The sequence below is a fragment of the Streptomyces sp. NPDC026417 genome (assembly GCF_055567695.1).
The window spans coordinates 202,025-217,906 of record NZ_JBVHPY010000005.1; the positions used below are offsets into that span (position 1 = coordinate 202,025).

Here is a 15,882-nt window from a genome sequence, read left to right on the forward strand (position 1 = left end):
CCGGTGGCGGGGGTGTCGTGGGCATGGCTAAGCGCGGTGCGGTGAGAATAGAAAGGTCTGGACCACAGGTCAATAGGTCTGGACCAGTGAGGTTGCGGGCGATCTAGACGCCCAACTCCTGCGCCAGTACGGCGGCTTGGACCCGGCTGCGCAGCTCCAGCTTCCCCAGCAGGCGGCTGACGTGCGTCTTCACGGTGGCCTCGGCCATGTCGAGACGGACGGCGATCTCCGCGTTCGACAGTCCCCGACCGAGGCAGGACAGGACCTCGCGCTCCCGGCGGGTGAGGACGTCGAGGACGGACGGATCGGCCGCCGGCTCGCGCGCCGCTCCGGCTCCGAACTCGGCGATCAGACGCCGGGTGACGGCCGGGGCGATCAGCCCCTCCCCGCCCGCCACCGTCCGTACGGCCGACAGCAGGTCCTTGGCGTCCGTGTTCTTCAGCAGGAACCCGGCGGCACCCGCGCGCAGCGCCCCGAAGACGTACTCGTCGAGGTCGAAGGTGGTGAGCACGAGCACGTCGGCCAGGCCCTCGGCGACGACCCTGCGGGTGGCCGCGACCCCGTCGAGCAGCGGCATCTGGATGTCCATCAGGACGAGATCCGGCCGCAGTTCACGGGCGAGTGCCACCGCCCGCTCGCCGTCCGCGGCCTCGCCGACCACCTCGATGTCGGGCGCGCTGCGCAGGATGAGGACGAGCCCGGCCCGCACGGCTGCCTGGTCCTCGGCGACGAGCACGCGGATCATCCGGTTCCTCCCTGGCTGAGCGGCAGTGTGGCGCGCACGGTCCAGACCGTGCCGGTGGGAGAGCCGGGCGACTCCTCGGGCCCGGCGTCGAAGGTGCCGCGGAGCAGGGCGGCGCGCTCCCGCATGCCGATCAGACCGGCACCGGAGCCGGGCGCCCGCGGCCCGCCCCGGTCGCCGTACGGGCTGGTCACCCGCACGGTGAGCAGCCCGTCCCGCTGGGCCAGCACGACGGTGACCCGGCCGGCGGAGGCGTGCTTGAGGGCGTTGGTCAGGGACTCCTGGACGATGCGGTAGGCGGCGAGCCCCACCGGCGCGGGCAGACCGTCGTCGTGTGCCGCGTCGAGCACGACGTCGAGGCCGTTGGTGCGGGCGCCTGTCACGAGTGCGCCGATGCCGTCGAGGGTCGGCGCCGCGGACGGTCCCCGGTCGCCGCTGTCGTGGCGCAGGATGCCGATGAGCCGCCGCATCTCGGCGAGTCCGTCGACGCTGTTCTCGCGGATGACGGCCAGGGCGTCCCGCGTGGTGCGCGGGTCGTCCAGGGAGAGCGCGGCCGTGGAGTGGATGGCGATCGCCGACAGATGGTTGGCGACCATGTCGTGCAGTTCGCGTGCCATCCGCGCCCGCTCCGCGGTGACCGCCTGCACACGGTCCATCTCGGCGAGCAGCGCGGTCTGTTCGGCCCGCAGCCGGGCCGACTCGGCGGCGTCCCGGTGGTTGCGGACCACCGCACCGGTGACGGCCGGGCCGAAGGAGACGAGGCCGGTCAGGAAGCCGACGAGCAACGCCTCCGGCGTCCGCCACCAGGCCAGGAAGCCGACCGTCATTCCGACGGTGACCAGCCCGGTGGTGACGGGGAGGCGGCGCGCGGCGGCCGGGGTGCCGTACAGCGCGGCCGCGTACATGAGATCCGTGTACATCAGGACCGTCACGATGCTGCCCCGGGTGAACTGGTCGGCGACCAGCGCCAGGGTGCCGGCCAGCACGGCGGCCTGGGGCCTGCTGCGGCGCAGCAGCTCCAGCCCCGCCATCACGGTGAGCGGCACGAGCGTCCAGGGTCCGGCGAGCGGCCGGCCGGAGTTCGCGTACAGGCCGAACGCCCAGACGAGGACGCCGCTGAGCAGCCCGGCCACCGCGACGTGGACGTCGAAGCGGTGCGGGCGGGGGAGCGGGGCGGCCATGACTCCATCCAACACGGCGGGCGCCCCGCAGGCGTGCTCCCCGGGGACGGTCCCCGACTACATCGAAGGATGCAGTCCCGTCTCGTCAGCGACGACGACGCCCCGGCCGGTCGCGGGCGGGAGGCTGGAGGAGCTGTCGGAGAGAGGAGCGACCGTGGTCGTCGGACTGATCATCGCCTGCGAGGCCGGCTTCTGGGTGCTGCTGGCGGCCGGTCTCGCGGCCCGCTACCTGCTGGGCCTGCGCCGCACCGGCCTGGCCCTGCTGCTCTGCGAGCCGCTGCTGGAACTGGTGCTGTTCGCGGTGACGGCCGTCGACCTCAGGCGGGGCGCCGAGCCGGGCTGGGAGCACGGCCTGGCCGCGCTCTACATCGGGTTCACCGTCGCCTACGGGCACCGCACCGTCCGGTGGCTCGACGCTCACGCGGCCCACCGCCTCGCCGGCGGGCCGCCCCCGCCGAAACCGCCCCGGTACGGCCTGGCCCGGGCCCGCCACGAGGGCGGACTCTGGCTCCGTACGCTGCTGGGGACGGCGGTCGCCTGCGCCCTCCTGCAGGGCGCGGTCGTGTACGTGGGGGAAGCCGGCGCCGCGTCCCTGCGCAATTACCAGGGGGTGGCCCTGCGGGCGGCCGGCATCCACGGCCTGATCGCGCTCACCTACCTGGTGTGGCCGAAACGGCGCCCGGCGTCAGCGCTCCCCGCCCGGGACCCACAGCACGTCCCCGACCGCCTTGTTGGCCGTCCGGGCCAGGATGAACAGCAGGTCCGATAGCCGGTTGAGGTAGGTGGCGGTCAGCGGGTTCATCACCTCGCCGTGCACGTCGAGGGCGGCCCAGGTCGAACGCTCGGCCCGGCGGACGACCGTGCACGCCTGGTGCAGCAGCGCCGCACCGGGCGTCCCGCCGGGCAGGATGAAGGAGCGCAGCTTCTCCAGCCGTTCGTTGAAGCGGTCGCAGTCGGCCTCCAGACGGTCGATGTAGAACTGCTCGACCCGCAGCGGCGGGAACTCGGGGTTCTCGGCGACCGGCGTCGACAGGTCCGCGCCCACGTCGAACAGGTCGTTCTGGACGCGGGTGAGGACCGCGACGATCTCCTCGTCGAGCCCGCCGAGGGCGATCGCCGTGCCCAGCGCCGCGTTCGCCTCGTTGGTGTCCGCGTACGCGGAGATCCGCGGATCGGTCTTGGCGACCCGGCTCATGTCGCCGAGGGCGGTGGTGCCCTGGTCGCCGGTCCTGGTGTAGATGCGCGTCAGATTGACCATACGGCCAGCGTAGTTACGCTCCGGCCTTCCGGAAGACACGTGTGCCCACCGTCACGGCGAGCGCGGTCAGCCCGAGGGCCGTCAGGACGCCGTACAGCATGTGCGCCGTCGTGTACGAGCCGACGTACGCGTCCCGCATCGCGTCCACCAGGTAGCGGAACGGCATGAAGTGGGAGAGCACGTCGAGCCAGCCCGGCGCCAGGGTCATCGGCAGCATCAGGCCGGACAGCAGCATCGACGGCATGGACACGGCGTTGATCAGCGGCCCGAACTCCTGCGGGGTGCGGACCCGCAGCGCCACCGCGTACGACAGCGAGGCCAGCGACACCGTGAGCAGGGCGACGAACACGAAGCCGATCAGGACGCCGGCGAGCGGCGCGCGCAGGCCCATCACCAGCGCGGCCAGCACCAGCAGGACGGCCTGGAAGACGAACACCGTGGCCTCCCGCAGGACCCGGCCGAGCAGCAGGGCGAGCCGGCTCACCGGGGTCACCCGCATCCGCTCGACGACGCCCTGACCGTTCTCGATGATGATCGCGAAGCCGGCGAACAGGGCGCCGAACAGGCCGAGTTGCATGAGCAGGCCGGGAACCAGCACCTGCCAGGAGCTGCCCGGCCCGCCGAGTGGAAGGTGCGTCAGCAGCGGGCCGAAGAAGAGGAGGTAGAGGAGCGGCATCAGTACGCCGAAGAGCAGGGCGAACCGCGAGCGCAGGGACTGGCGGAGGTAGCGGCCGTAGATGAGGGCCGTGTCGTGGAGCAGCATCTTCGAGGGTTCCTAAACGGCTACGGGGGCGGCGTCGGCCGGTGCCGGACCACGGCCGGTGATGGCGAGAAACGTGTCCTGGAGGGTCGCGTCGACCGATCCGCCGTGGCGCAGCTTCAGCGCGCTCGGCGTCCCTTCGGCGACCACGACCCCTGTGTCGACCACGACCAGCCGGTCGGACAGGGCGTCGGCCTCGTCGAGGTAGTGCGTGGTCAGGAACACGGTCGTGCCGTGCTCGTCGCGCAACCGGCGGATCAGGTTCCACAGGTCGGCCCGGCTGCCCGGGTCGAGCCCCGTCGTCGGCTCGTCCAGGAACAGCAGCTTCGGGCGGTGGGTGAGCGCCATCGCGATGTCCAGGCGGCGCCGCTGCCCGCCGGAGAGCGCACCCGCCCTGCGGCCGAGCAGTCCGGTGAGGCCGAGGTCGTCCGCCAGCTCCTCGGCGCGCGCGATGGCCCGGCTCTTCGGCAGCCGGTAGAGGCGGCCCTGGGTGACCAGCTCCTCGCGCACGCTGATCTGCGGATCGATCCCGCCGGACTGCGCCACGTAACCGCAGGCCCGCCGCACTCCCGCGGGGTCGGCGGCCAGGTCGTGCCCGGCGACGGTGGCGGCGCCGCCGGTCGGCCGCAGCAGCGTGGTGAGCATGCGCAGCGTGGTCGTCTTGCCGGCGCCGTTCGGCCCGAGGAAGCCGAGGATCTCGCCCTCCCGGACGGTCAGGTCGATCCCGCGCACAGCCTCCACGGGGCCCTGTTTCGTCCGGAAGGTACGGGCCAGTCCGGCCGTACTGATGATTGCCATGACCTCAGAAAAACAGAGTCGCTGCAATTTTGCAATGGCCCCAAAATTACAGAGACTCCAGTGAGCGCTACGATCAGGACATGGCTGAGGGGCTCAGGGAGCGGAAGAAGCGCGAGACGAAGCAGCGGATCTCGGACATCGCCACGGGGCTGTTCCTGGAGCGCGGCTTCCTGACCGTCACGATCGCCGACGTCGCGGAGGCCGCCGACGTCTCCGTGAACACGGTCTACAACTACTTCGCGACGAAGGAGGACCTCTTCCTCGACCGCAGCCAGGGAGTGGTCGACCGCCTCTCGCGCTGGGTGCGCGGCCGGGACGTCGGGGAGTCGGCCGCCGCGGCCGTGCTGCGGGAGCTGCGCGGGGAGGTCGAGGCGGTCTCCCCCCGGGTCGGCCTGATGAAGGGCTACGCCCGCTTCATGAAGGTCATCCAGGAGGCGCCGCCGCTGCGGTCCCGGTTGTGGAGCATCCAGCAGGAGGTCCAGGACAGCCTGGAGGCGACCCTGCGCGAGGAGACCGGCGCGGACGCCGACGACACCCTGCCGGCCCTGATGGCGGGTCAGCTCAACTGGCTGCACCACACGGTCATGGGGTCCATCGGGCGGGAGATGGTGCAGGGGCGCGATCCGGGCGAAGTGTCCCGCGAGACGCTGGTGCTCCTGGACGAGATGGAGGACCTGCTGAGCGAGAAGGTGCTCAACTACGCCGTCCGTGCACCCGGATGACCCATGCCGGTGTGATGTCCGTCAGATGAGACGTGACGCGCATTACTTACCGGTCACAGCGGCCCTCACGAGCGCTAGGGTCCGCCGGAGAGGCTACATAAACAGCGTGTTAAGGGGAGTCGGAGTGGCACGGAAGCTCGCCGTCATCGGAGCCGGACTCATGGGGTCCGGTATCGCCCAGGTATCCGCACAGGCGGGCTGGGACGTCGTTCTGCGTGACGTCACCGACGAGGCGCTGACCCGTGGCACCGACGGCATCAAGGCGTCGTACGACAAGTTCGTGAGCAAGGGCAAGCTGTCGGCGGAGGACGCCGAAGCCGCGCTCGGGCGCATCACCACCAGCACCGACCTCGACGCGGCCGCCGACGCCGACATCGTCGTGGAGGCCGTGTTCGAGAAGCTCGAGGTCAAGCACGAGATCTTCCGGACGCTGGACAAGCTCGTCCGCGACGACACGGTCCTCGCCTCCAACACGTCCGCCATCCCGATCACCAAGATCGCGGCGGTGACGGAGCGGCCGGAGCGCGTGGTCGGCGCCCACTTCTTCTCGCCGGTCCCGATGATGCAGCTGTGCGAGCTGGTGCGCGGCTACAAGACGAGCGACGAAACCCTCGCCATCACGCGGGAGTTCGCCGAGTCCGTCGGCAAGACCTGCATCGTCGTCAACCGTGACGTCGCCGGCTTCGTGACCACCCGACTCATCTCGGCGCTCGTCGTCGAGGCGGCCAAGCTGTACGAGTCGGGCGTGGCGACCGCCGAGGACATCGACCTCGCCTGCAAGCTGGGCTTCGGGCACGCCATGGGACCCCTGGCCACGGCCGACCTCACGGGCGTCGACATCCTGCTCCACGCGACCGGCAACATCTACACGGAGTCGCAGGACGAGAAGTTCGCGCCGCCGGAGCTGATGCGCCGGATGGTTGACGCCGGTGACATCGGACGCAAGAGCGGGCAGGGCTTCTACAAGCACTGAATCCGTACGGCCCTTCCGGCCATCACCCCCCAGGGTGAATTCGGTATCGGTTCGCTTACAGACGGCAACCTCTGCGCCCTCAGGGCAGTCAGACGGTGCACACAGTCATACGCAGACAGACAGACGCGGAGTACGAAACGCACTCTCGGGGAGCGCATATGTACATCAGGGGCGACCACGCCGAGCTGGTCGTCGGGGGCCGCCTCGACGTCCGCAGCGCGGCGGACGCCCGTACGGTCCTGCACTCGGCCGTCGACGACGGAGTCGGCGACCTGGTGCTCGACCTGTCCGAGCTGGACTCCTGGGACGCCACCGGACTCGGCGTCATCATGGGAGCCCACCGACGGGCCGGGCGGTGCGGCCGGCGGCTCGTGCTGCGCGGCGTACCGCCACAGATGCAGCGCCTCCTGGTGGCCACCCGACTGCACCGCATCCTGGCGATCGAGGGCGGTATCGGGGTCGAGTCCCTGCCCCGGGTCTGACCCCACGCACGCGGCGTACCCGGCGCAATCCTCACGAAGCTGTGACGTCTCGGGCGGCGCGGTACCCCGGCTGTTCCCTGATACTGAGCGAAGGTTTAGGGTTCGCGTGCCCGCCGTCTGAACCCCTGGAGCGGGCACCGGACCAGAAGCGACAGCGCGGTGTGCAGCAAGGCCGGGAGGGGCTCGGCACCCGACGCTTTTGGGGGGCAGGACATCATGGACCCGAACCACCGGGAATCCGCAGAGTACGGTCATGACGACGACGGCCGGGCGCCTCGGCAGCGTCCGCCGCGCGAGGCACTCACCTCGGACTTCGGCCAGCCCACACCGGCACTCGCCCGCACCGTCCAGGTCGTCTCCGGCGACTTCCTGCTCACCGTCAACCCCGTCGACGGCAGCGAGATAGAGAACTGCCCGCCGGGCGAGCGCCGCACCCGGCCGGCGAAACTCGGCGCCGCCGAGCGCGCCGAACGGGCCCGCTCCGCCCAGCCGCCGGTGCCGGCGGGCCCCGCCCAGGCCCGGCTGCCGCTCCTGGAACGCCAGGAGGAGCGCGAGCGCCTCGTCCGACTGCTCGCCCGCGGCCGCTCGGTACGCCTCACCGGCCCCGCGGGCTCCGGCCGCACCGCACTCCTGGACGCCGTCGCCGACGACTGCGCCGACCTCGCGCCCGACGGCGTCGTGCGCCTCACCGGCTACCGGCGCACCGCGAGCGACGTACTCCACGACCTGTTCGCCGCCGTCTACGACGCGCCCCGGCACCGGCCCGAACGGGAGGAGCTGCTCGGGCTCGTCCACGAGATCGGCGCCGTCGTCGTCCTCGACGACCTGGAGTTCGGCGGCAGCTCCCTCGACGAACTGCTCGACGCCACCCCCGAGTGCGCCTTCGTCGTCGCCGCGACGCCCGACGTCCCCGCGCCGTCCGCCGACTCCCTCCTCGAAGAGGTGTTCCTCGGCGGCCTCGACCGCAGCGGCGGCCTCGAACTCCTGGAGCGGGCCGTCGGCCGCGTCCTGACCGAGGACGAGTCGAACTGGGCGGGCGACCTCTGGTTCGAGTCAGAGGGCCTGCCCCTGCGCTTCGTCCAGGCCGGCGCCCTGCTGCGGCAGCGCGACCAGTTGTCCGACCCGCAGGCCCCCGACGCGTTCGGGTACTACGAGGACCAGCCCGCCGACGCGCCCTCCGCAGTCGAGGACGCCCCCGTCGTCCCGCTGCCCTCGCTCGCCGAGGGCGCCGCGCCCGCCGCGCTGCTCGCCTCCCGGCTCAGCGAGTCGGCGCGCGCCACCCTGCGCTTCGCGGTCGCGCTCGGCGGCGAGGTGCCCCACCAGGCCCACCTGCCCGCCCTCGTGGGCGACACCCACGCCGACGCCGCCCTCGCCGAACTCGCGAGCTGCGCCCTGGTCTCCCCGGTCGGGTCGCGCTACCGCCTCGCGGCCGGCGTGCAGGCCCAGCTGGAGGCCGCCGGGTACACGGACGACATCGAGGAGCACGCGCTCACCGCCGCCCGCCACTACACCTGGTGGGCCGGGCACCCCTCCGTCACCCCCGAACGGGTCTGCGCGGAGGCGGACGCGATCCTCGCCGCCCTGACCCTGCTGGTGCCCCTCACCACGGCTCCGCTCGACGACGAGGAGAGCATCTCCGTACAGCTCGCCCGCACGGCGGCGCCCGCGCTCGCCGCCGGTCTGCACTGGAGCGCCTGGGAACGGACGCTGCGCGCCGGTGCGGAGGCGTCCCGGCTCGCCGGCGAGGTTCCGGATCAGGCCTACTTCCATCACGAGTTGGGCATCCTCGCGCTCTGCGGCGGCCAGCTGGACCGCTCCCGCGCCGAGCTGGAGGCCTCCATCGGGCTCCGCGGCGCCCTCGCCGACAAGCGCGGCACCGTCGCCGGCCGCCGCGCCCTCGCGCTGGTCGCGGACCGCTCCGGGGCCGTGCAGCCCGGTGCCGGAACCGTGTCCGGGGAGGAGGTGCCGGACGCGCGCGGCGAGGAGCCCGCGTCGCCGCCCTCCGGCGTACCCGCCGCGTTCGCCCTGCCCGCCGCGCCCGAGGCGTCGACGCTCGTCACCCAGCGGCCCACCGGTCCGGCGCCCGCGCCGCGGGCCGGCGGCATCAAGGGCCTGGTCGGCGGGACCCGCCGCAATCTGGTCGCCGCGGGCTCCGGTGCGCTGCTGGCGGCGGTCCTCGGCACGGTGGTCACGCTCGGCATGACCTCCGACAACAACGACAACCCGTCCGAGCAGGTCGGCGTCAATCCCTCGGTCAGCCAGGGCACCGACGACGGCCTCGGCGCCGACGAGACGGACAAGGACACCGGGGACGCGGGGGCGTCGGCCGAGCCCACGGACCCGGGTCCGGACGGCACCTACGGGACCTCGGACGACCCGACGCCGTCCGCCGGCGGGGAGCCGTCGGACGACCCGAGCGGGACGAAGAGGGCGGATCCGACGAAGTCGCCCTCCAAGTCGCCCACCACCAAGCCTCCGTCCTCACCGAAGCCCTCGTCGCCGAAGCCGCCGACCAGCAAGCCGCCGACGAGTCACTCGCCGTCGCCCTCGCCGTCCACCTCGCCGAGCGGCACGCCGTCGACCCCGTCCACCTCGGACTCCGCCAGCGGGCCGGCGACCAGCTCCGCCAGCGGCCCGGCCGGGTCCTTTGACGGCACGCCGGTGATGTGAGCGGAACGGCGGGAGGGCCGGGTCCGAGAAGACGGACCCGGCCCTCCCGCCGTCGCCGCCCTCCGTACGGGCGCGCGGCCGGGACTCAGAACAGCCGCAGCTTGTCGTCCTCGATGCCGCGCAGCGCGTTGTAGTCCAGGACCGTGCAGCCGATCCCGCGGTCCGTGGCGAGGACGCGGGCCTGCGGCTTGATCTCCTGGGCGGCGAAGATGCCGCGCACCGGCGCGAGATGCGGGTCGCGGTTCAACAGCTCCAGATAGCGCGTGAGTTGCTCCACGCCGTCGATCTCGCCGCGCCGCTTGATCTCGATGGCCACGGTCTGCCCCTCGGCGTCGCGGCAGAGGATGTCGACGGGGCCGATGGCCGTCATGTACTCGCGGCGGATGAGCGAGTAGCCCTCGCCGAGCGTCTCGATGCGGTCCGCGAGCAGCTCCTGAAGGTGCGCTTCCACGCCGTCCTTGATCAGGCCCGGGTCCACGCCCAGCTCGTGCGAGGAGTCGTGGAGGACCTCCTCCATCGTGATGATGAGCTTCTCGCCGGCCTTGTTGACGACGGTCCACACGCCTTCCTCGTCGCCGGACCCCTCCTTCAGCGTGCAGGGCGGCGACATCCAGTTGAGGGGCTTGTAGGCCCGGTCGTCCGCATGGATGGAGACGCTGCCGTCCGCCTTCACGAGGATGAGGCGGGGGGCGGACGGGAGATGGGCGGTGAGCCGGCCCGCGTAGTCGACGGAGCACCGGGCGATGACGAGACGCATGGTCGGCAACGCTACTCGAAGCCCACCTCTGCACGCGATTCGCCCGCGTCTCCCCGGCCCCGCACGCACCGCGAGGCCTTTCGAACACGTCCCTTTGCCCTGGATCACCCGTGTTCGGTACTGGCCGATTGTGTGCCTACCGGTTGTTCGCTGTGTGGGCATTCTCCTGGTGCCGCCATCGTCCGTTGCCTACCGTATAAACGGGAGGTCGCGATGCGTGTACGCAGCGTGTCTGATGTCGCGGTCTTCCGCCCTGTCCGTCAACCCCCGTTCCTCTGGGGGTGCGAGAGGAGTACCCATGTCGCTCGACGTCTCACCGGCCCTACTCGAACAGGCCGAGCGAGGCGAGGTCGACGAAGCTGACTTCGTCGACTGCGTCCGGACCTCCCTGCCCTATGCGTGGGAGATGATCAGCTCCCTGGCGGCCCAGCTGAAGGTGGACGGCGGCAACTTCGCCGACAACCAGACGCCGCCGCCGGACGAGCAGGCACGTGGCCAGCTGCTGCGTGCGCTCGCGAGTGACGCGATACGCGGCGCGCTGCAGCGGCACTTCGGAGTGCGGCTGGCCTTCCAGAACTGCCACCGGGTCGCGGTGTTCCCGTTGGACGCCACGGTGGACGACACGCTGGCACGCTTCACGTCGGTCCGCAGCCAGTTGCTGAACCAGTCGCCGGAGTTCCGGGACTGCTGACGCACCGAGCCGCACTGCTTGCCGCTCCGTACGCGGGAGGTGCATCTGTACTGGGGCGGCAAGCTCCCCGAAGGGCCGGTCGGCTCGGCGAACCGGCGGGCCCCGCGAGGGGCCGGCCGCCGAGCGAGGGCCGGTGGGCTCAGCCGAGGTGGGGGAGCACCTCGGCGCCGAGCCGGCGTACGTTCTCCTCGGTCGTCGCGAGATCCCCCGAGCCCTCGACCAGCAGGGCGAAGCGGGAGATGCCGGTGCGCTCCGACGTCGCCGCGAGGCGGTCGGCGCACAGCCTCGGAGTCCCCACGGGGTGCAGCCCGCAGAGCAGTTCGGTGTACGCCCAGGGGTCCCGCATGCTGCGGGCGCGGCCGTCCACGGTCACATGGGCGTCCAGCCCCTGCTTCAGCCAGCCGGGCATCGCCTTCAGCAGGGTCTCCGCCGCGTCCGTGCGGCGGTCGGCGATCTGGCAGACACCCGCCGAGACATGACCGGCGGTCAGGATCTCGTCGCCCGGCCGGCCCGCGGCACGGGCGTGCCGCCGCCAGAACGCCACCATTTCGGCCTTCTCCTCGTCGCCGACGTGCATCCCCAGGAGCATCGGCAGCCCGCGCTCGGCGGCCAGCCGGACACTGGCGGGCGAGGTGCAGGCGACGACCACCTCGGGGCCCGCCACACAGTCCAGCGCCTCCGACGGCCGCGGCACGACCGGGACTTCCCGGAAGGCGAACCGCTCCCCGGTGCCCGCGACGGACGGTTCGCGCAGCCAGCGCACCAGCAGATCGAGTGATTCCGGGAAGCCCTTCTCGTATGCCTCCAGACCCGAGCCGAAGACCTCCAGGTCCACCCAGGGGCCGCCGCGGCCCACGCCCAGCGAGAACCGCCCGCCGGATGTCACGTGCAGCAGGGCGGCCTGTTCGCCGAGTGCCACGGGATGGACGGTCGGCAGTACGCTCACCGCCGTACCGACCCGGATCCGCCGCGTGCGGCCCAGCAGCAGCGCGGCCAGGGTGACGGCCGACGGGCACGTGCCGTACGGCACGAAGTGGTGCTCGGCCAGCCACACCGAGTCGAGCCCCGCCTCCTCCGCCACTTCGGCCGACCGCACCGCACGGTGCAGGGCCTCCCCCTGGCCCTGGCCCGGGAACTGGGCCGCCAGTACAAAACTTCCTACGCGCATCGCACTCCTGCCTCCTTGGCACCGACGCGGAGCTTCCCCACCGGCATAACCCCCTGACACGTGCCGAGGACACGGGTTGCCGGGGAGATTTCCGGATTGTCTGCAGAATGAGCCGGTCGGTGGGGGTCGGAGGGGGTTGGTGGAGTACGCGTACCCGGGTGGCCGCCGCGTAGGCTGGACGCGGCTCCTGCTCCCTGTATAGCTCCGTGAGGTGTCCTGTGTCCCCGCGTCGCAACCGTCCGAAGGGCGCCGGCTCGTCCGGCCCGAGCGGGTCCGCGGACCAGGACGAGCGCTCCGGGCGCTACGGGGGCTGGCAGTCCACGGAGAGCTGGCGGGGCGAGGAGTGGAGCGTGCGCCACGTGGCGGGCGCGAGCGCCCAGGGCAAGACGTACCGCTGCCCGGGCTGCGACCAGCTGATTCCCTCGGGTGTCCCGCATGTCGTGGCGTGGCCCGAGCACTCCGGGGTGGACGAGCGGCGCCACTGGCACAAGGCCTGCTGGAACGCGAAGGACCGCCGCACCTCGCGGGTGCAGCGGTCCCGTAACGCGCCGAGATTCTGAACCCCGTACCGCCCACCGGCGGTCACGGGCGCGGGCGGCGGCCGGGCGTCTCAGACGTCCCGTCGCTCCAGCAGGACGAAGGCGCCGGCGATCGCCGCGGCCGTCACCCCGGCCAGCAGGCCGAGTTGAGCGGTGCCGCCACCGCTCTCGTTGTCCAACTCGAAGATCTTGGCGAGGGAGTTGGGCGCGTTGTAGTCCATCATCTTCTCGCCGATGCTGCGCATGCTCTCGGACATCATCAGGAACGCGGGCATGATCGCGGGCACCAGCACGACACCCAGCATCGTGGTGATCGCACCGGCCGAGTGCCGCAGCATCGAGCCGACGGCGAGGGCCAGCACCCCGAGCAGCGAGACGTACAGGGCGCCCTTGAGCACCGTGCCGCCCCACTCGTTGTCCGAGGAACCGCCGTGCAGGCCCGACGTCATCAGGCCGACCAGGCCGATGGCGAAGGCGGACACGGCGAACGCGACCGCGAAGAAGATCAGGAGCTTCGCGGCGAGCACCCGGTGACGCTGCGGCGAGGCCGTGAACGTCGTACGGATCATGCCCGTGCCGTACTCCGAGGAGACCACCAGGACGCCCAAGGTGATCAGGCAGATCTGCCCGAGGATCAGGCCGAAGAACGCCGGGATCGTGTACGGGACGTCGGAGTAGTCCACGTCCTCCGTCTGGACGGCGACCAGGAAGCCGATGCCGACCACCAGGAGCAGGAACACGCCGAGCGTCCACATCGTGGAGCGCACCGACTTGATCTTCGTCCACTCGGAGGCCAGCGCGTGCCCGAGGTGGGTACGGGTGACCGGGATCGGCGAGGTGTACGAACCGCCGGGCGCCTGCCAGTGGGGAGCGGGCGCGGTCTGCTGCGGCATCGGGGGCTGGGGCGTGCTCATCGGGGGTCCTCGCTGTCGCGCTTGTTCAGGTCGGGAGCGGCAGAGGGCGCGGCGGGCGCCGCGGAGGGCCCTGCGGGGGCCTGGGGCGCGGCCTGGGCATAGGGGTTGGGCTGACCGGCGGCGGGGGCCGCGGGGGCGCCGTACGGGCCCGCCGCAGGCTGGCCCTGCGGCATCGCGAACGGCTGGCCGCCCTGCTGGGGCGGCGGCGGGGCGTACCAGCCCGGCTGGCCCTGGCCCGGTACCGGCATCTGCGGCGCCATGACACCCGGGGGCATCGCACCCGGCGGCAGCTCCTGCTGGAGCCCGGCCTTCTGGTCGATGGTCGAGCGGTAGTCGACGGCGCCCTGCGTCATCCGCATGTACGCCTCCTCCAGCGACGCCTGGTGCGGCGACAGCTCCCACAGGCGTACGTCCGCGGAGTGGGCGAGGTCGCTGATGCGGGGAAGCGGCAGGCCCATCACGCGCAGCGCGCCGTCCTGTTCGGGCAGCACCTGGCCGCCGGCCTCGGTCAGCGCGGCCGTCAGCTTCTCCCGCAGCTGCGGCTCGGTGTCCGGGGTGCGGACCCGGGCGAAGTCGGCCGAGTTGTGCGAGATGAAGTCGCGGATGTTGGAGTCGGCGAGCAGCTGGCCCCGGCCGATCACGATGAGGTGGTCGGCGGTGAGCGCCATCTCGCTCATCAGGTGGGACGAGACGAAGACCGTGCGCCCCTCGGCGGCGAGCGACTTCATCAGGTTGCGCACCCAGAGGATGCCCTCGGGATCGAGGCCGTTGACCGGCTCGTCGAAGAGCAGCACCTGGGGATCGCCGAGGAGGGCGGCGGCGATGCCGAGCCGCTGGCCCATGCCGAGGGAGAAGCCCTTGGAGCGCTTCTTGGCGACGTCCTGCAGGCCGACCACGCCGAGGACCTCGTCCACGCGGCGGGCGGGGATGCCCGACAGCTGCGCGAGGCAGAGCAGGTGGTTGCGGGCGTGCCGGCCGCCGTGCACCGCCTTGGCGTCCAGCAGCGCACCGACCTGGCGGGGGGCGTTGGGCAGCTTGCGGTACGGGAAGCCGCCGATCGTCACCTGCCCCGAGGTGGGGTTGTCCAGGCCGAGGATCATGCGCATCGTCGTCGACTTGCCCGAGCCGTTGGGCCCGAGGAAGCCGGTGACGGCACCCGGCCGCACCTGGAAGGAAAGGTTGTACACGGCCGTCTTGGCGCCATAGCGCTTCGTCAGGCCGACTGCCTCGATCATGCTCCGCACCCATCGAAAGGTTCAGGACGACGGGGCACACGCCCCCGTAAGGGTTAGGAGGATATCCGGGCGCTGACGGTTCCACTCAAGACTGAGTAAAACCGCGCAGGTCACGAGGGTTCAGGTGGGCGCTGCGTGGCCTTCTTTGTCAGGTACGTGTCGCGGCTGGTCAGACGAGATACGGAATAGGAGCGTCCGCTTCGTCGCCGTCACCACACCCCTACGCGTCCCGCTTCCTCAGCAGCACGTACCCGCCGATCAGCGCCGCCGCCACCCACAGCACCATGATGCCCAGGCCGCCCCACGGGCCGTACGGGGTGTCGTCGTCCAGCGGCGTCACCACCTGCAGGATCCGGCTCCCCGCCTGGTCCGGGAGCCAGCGGCCGACCTTCTTGGTGGCGGAGACGTTGCCGAGGATCGCCGAGATCAGGAAGAAGAACGGCATCAGGATGCCCAGGGAGAGCATCGGGCTGCGGAGCATCGTCGCGACGCCCATCGAGAACACGGCGATGAGCGTCATGTAGAGGCCCCCGCCGATCACTGCCCGCAGGACGCCCGGGTCGCCGATCGACGCCCGGTGCGAACCCAGCACCGCCTGGCCGAGGGAGAACGCGACGAAACTGGTGACGAGGCCGACCACCAGGGCGAGACCGGTCGCCACGGCGATCTTGCTGAAGAGGAACGAGCCGCGCTGCGGCACCGCCGCGAGCGAGGTGCGGATCATGCCGGTGCTGTACTCGTTCGAGACGACCAGCACCCCGAACACGATCATCGCCAGCTGACCGAGGCTCATCCCGGCGAAGCTGATGAACGTCGGGTCGAAGGACAGCCGGTCCCGCTCGCTCATGTCGTCGAACTCGTTCTTGGACAGCAGCGAGATCAGGATGCCGAGCGCGACCGTGACGACCAGGGCGAGACTCAGCGTCCAGACCGTGGACGCCACCGAACGGATCTTGGTCCACTCGGACCTGATGACCTGCGTCGCCGCCATC

17 protein-coding genes are annotated in these 15,882 nt (G+C 71.7%); 7 read left to right on the forward strand and 10 right to left on the reverse strand.

Going from position 1 to position 15,882, the window contains the following annotated elements; translation table 11 throughout:
* Positions 1–103: 103 nt before the first annotated feature.
* Together ACZ4NT_RS10510 and ACZ4NT_RS10515 are read right to left on the reverse strand one after the other, a co-directional pair.
* Positions 104–745, reverse strand: a complete 642-nt coding sequence (locus ACZ4NT_RS10510; RefSeq protein WP_467724686.1) for a response regulator — start codon at positions 743–745, stop codon at positions 104–106.
* Positions 742–1,923, reverse strand: coding sequence for a histidine kinase (locus ACZ4NT_RS10515; RefSeq protein WP_121406004.1), 1,182 nt, complete (start codon positions 1,921–1,923; stop codon positions 742–744). Before ACZ4NT_RS10515 ends, ACZ4NT_RS10510 begins: the two co-directional genes overlap by 4 nt.
* Before the next feature lie 154 nt (positions 1,924–2,077).
* Between ACZ4NT_RS10515 and ACZ4NT_RS10520 the strand changes: the two genes are divergently transcribed.
* Positions 2,078–2,692 (forward strand): hypothetical protein, encoded by a 615-nt coding sequence (locus ACZ4NT_RS10520; protein ID WP_467724838.1) that lies wholly within the window; start codon positions 2,078–2,080, stop codon positions 2,690–2,692.
* Here ACZ4NT_RS10520 and ACZ4NT_RS10525 read toward each other — a convergent pair.
* Genes ACZ4NT_RS10525 through ACZ4NT_RS10535 form a run of 3 tightly spaced genes read right to left on the reverse strand, consistent with a single transcriptional unit; the run spans position 2,609 to position 4,739 of the window.
* Positions 2,609–3,181 carry a cob(I)yrinic acid a,c-diamide adenosyltransferase gene (locus tag ACZ4NT_RS10525; RefSeq protein ID WP_121406006.1) on the reverse strand — a complete coding sequence of 191 codons (573 nt, stop codon included), beginning with the start codon at positions 3,179–3,181 and terminating at the stop codon, positions 2,609–2,611. The two genes, ACZ4NT_RS10520 and ACZ4NT_RS10525, sit on opposite strands and share 84 nt — an antisense overlap.
* 13 nt (positions 3,182–3,194) lie before the next feature.
* On the reverse strand, positions 3,195–3,944 hold the full coding sequence (locus ACZ4NT_RS10530) for an ABC transporter permease (protein WP_121406007.1): 750 nt from the start codon (positions 3,942–3,944) through the stop codon (positions 3,195–3,197).
* A 12-nt stretch (positions 3,945–3,956) separates the two neighbouring features.
* Positions 3,957–4,739, reverse strand: coding sequence for an ABC transporter ATP-binding protein (locus tag ACZ4NT_RS10535; protein WP_467724689.1), 783 nt, complete (start codon positions 4,737–4,739; stop codon positions 3,957–3,959).
* Positions 4,740–4,819: 80 nt separating this feature from the next.
* Here ACZ4NT_RS10535 and ACZ4NT_RS10540 point away from each other — a divergent pair, with 80 nt between their 5' ends.
* The 4 genes from ACZ4NT_RS10540 to ACZ4NT_RS10555 all read left to right on the forward strand — a co-directional run bounded on the left by ACZ4NT_RS10540 (position 4,820) and on the right by ACZ4NT_RS10555 (position 9,586).
* Positions 4,820–5,461: a TetR/AcrR family transcriptional regulator gene (locus ACZ4NT_RS10540; protein WP_121406009.1), complete on the forward strand. Its 642-nt coding sequence runs from the start codon at positions 4,820–4,822 to the stop codon at positions 5,459–5,461.
* A 124-nt stretch (positions 5,462–5,585) separates the two neighbouring features.
* Positions 5,586–6,434 (forward strand): 3-hydroxyacyl-CoA dehydrogenase family protein, encoded by an 849-nt coding sequence (locus ACZ4NT_RS10545; protein ID WP_121406010.1) that lies wholly within the window; start codon positions 5,586–5,588, stop codon positions 6,432–6,434.
* A gap of 158 nt (positions 6,435–6,592) precedes the next feature.
* Positions 6,593–6,916 (forward strand): STAS domain-containing protein, encoded by a 324-nt coding sequence (locus ACZ4NT_RS10550; protein ID WP_030672301.1) that lies wholly within the window; start codon positions 6,593–6,595, stop codon positions 6,914–6,916.
* Positions 6,917–7,132: 216 nt separating this feature from the next.
* A complete protein-coding gene (locus ACZ4NT_RS10555) occupies positions 7,133–9,586 on the forward strand; it encodes a P-loop NTPase family protein (protein WP_467724693.1) in 2,454 nt (817 codons plus the stop codon).
* 85 nt (positions 9,587–9,671) lie between these two features.
* On the opposite strand, the gene nucS is transcribed toward ACZ4NT_RS10555, so the two are convergent.
* Positions 9,672–10,343 (reverse strand): endonuclease NucS, encoded by a 672-nt coding sequence (nucS, locus tag ACZ4NT_RS10560; RefSeq protein WP_121406012.1) that lies wholly within the window; start codon positions 10,341–10,343, stop codon positions 9,672–9,674.
* Between the two features lie 298 nt (positions 10,344–10,641).
* Here nucS and ACZ4NT_RS10565 point away from each other — a divergent pair, with 298 nt between their 5' ends.
* Positions 10,642–11,034, forward strand: a complete 393-nt coding sequence (locus ACZ4NT_RS10565; RefSeq protein WP_121406013.1) for an SCO5389 family protein — start codon at positions 10,642–10,644, stop codon at positions 11,032–11,034.
* A gap of 139 nt (positions 11,035–11,173) precedes the next feature.
* On the opposite strand, the gene ACZ4NT_RS10570 is transcribed toward ACZ4NT_RS10565, so the two are convergent.
* A complete protein-coding gene (locus tag ACZ4NT_RS10570) occupies positions 11,174–12,202 on the reverse strand; it encodes an LLM class flavin-dependent oxidoreductase (RefSeq protein ID WP_121406014.1) in 1,029 nt (342 codons plus the stop codon).
* A gap of 218 nt (positions 12,203–12,420) precedes the next feature.
* On the opposite strand from ACZ4NT_RS10570, the gene ACZ4NT_RS10575 reads away from it, so the two are divergent.
* Positions 12,421–12,762, forward strand: coding sequence for an ATP/GTP-binding protein (locus tag ACZ4NT_RS10575; RefSeq protein WP_121406015.1), 342 nt, complete (start codon positions 12,421–12,423; stop codon positions 12,760–12,762).
* Positions 12,763–12,812: 50 nt separating this feature from the next.
* Here the strand turns inward: ACZ4NT_RS10575 and ACZ4NT_RS10580 are convergent, their stop codons facing one another.
* The 3 genes from ACZ4NT_RS10580 to ACZ4NT_RS10590 form a co-directional block, all read right to left on the reverse strand.
* Positions 12,813–13,655, reverse strand: coding sequence for an ABC transporter permease subunit (locus ACZ4NT_RS10580; RefSeq protein ID WP_121406016.1), 843 nt, complete (start codon positions 13,653–13,655; stop codon positions 12,813–12,815).
* Positions 13,652–14,890 (reverse strand): ABC transporter ATP-binding protein, encoded by a 1,239-nt coding sequence (locus tag ACZ4NT_RS10585; RefSeq protein WP_121406017.1) that lies wholly within the window; start codon positions 14,888–14,890, stop codon positions 13,652–13,654. Before ACZ4NT_RS10585 ends, ACZ4NT_RS10580 begins: the two co-directional genes overlap by 4 nt.
* 220 nt (positions 14,891–15,110) lie before the next feature.
* Entirely contained in the window at positions 15,111–15,881 is a 771-nt protein-coding gene (locus tag ACZ4NT_RS10590) for an ABC transporter permease (RefSeq protein WP_121406018.1), read from the reverse strand.
* Position 15,882 lies beyond the last annotated feature (1 nt).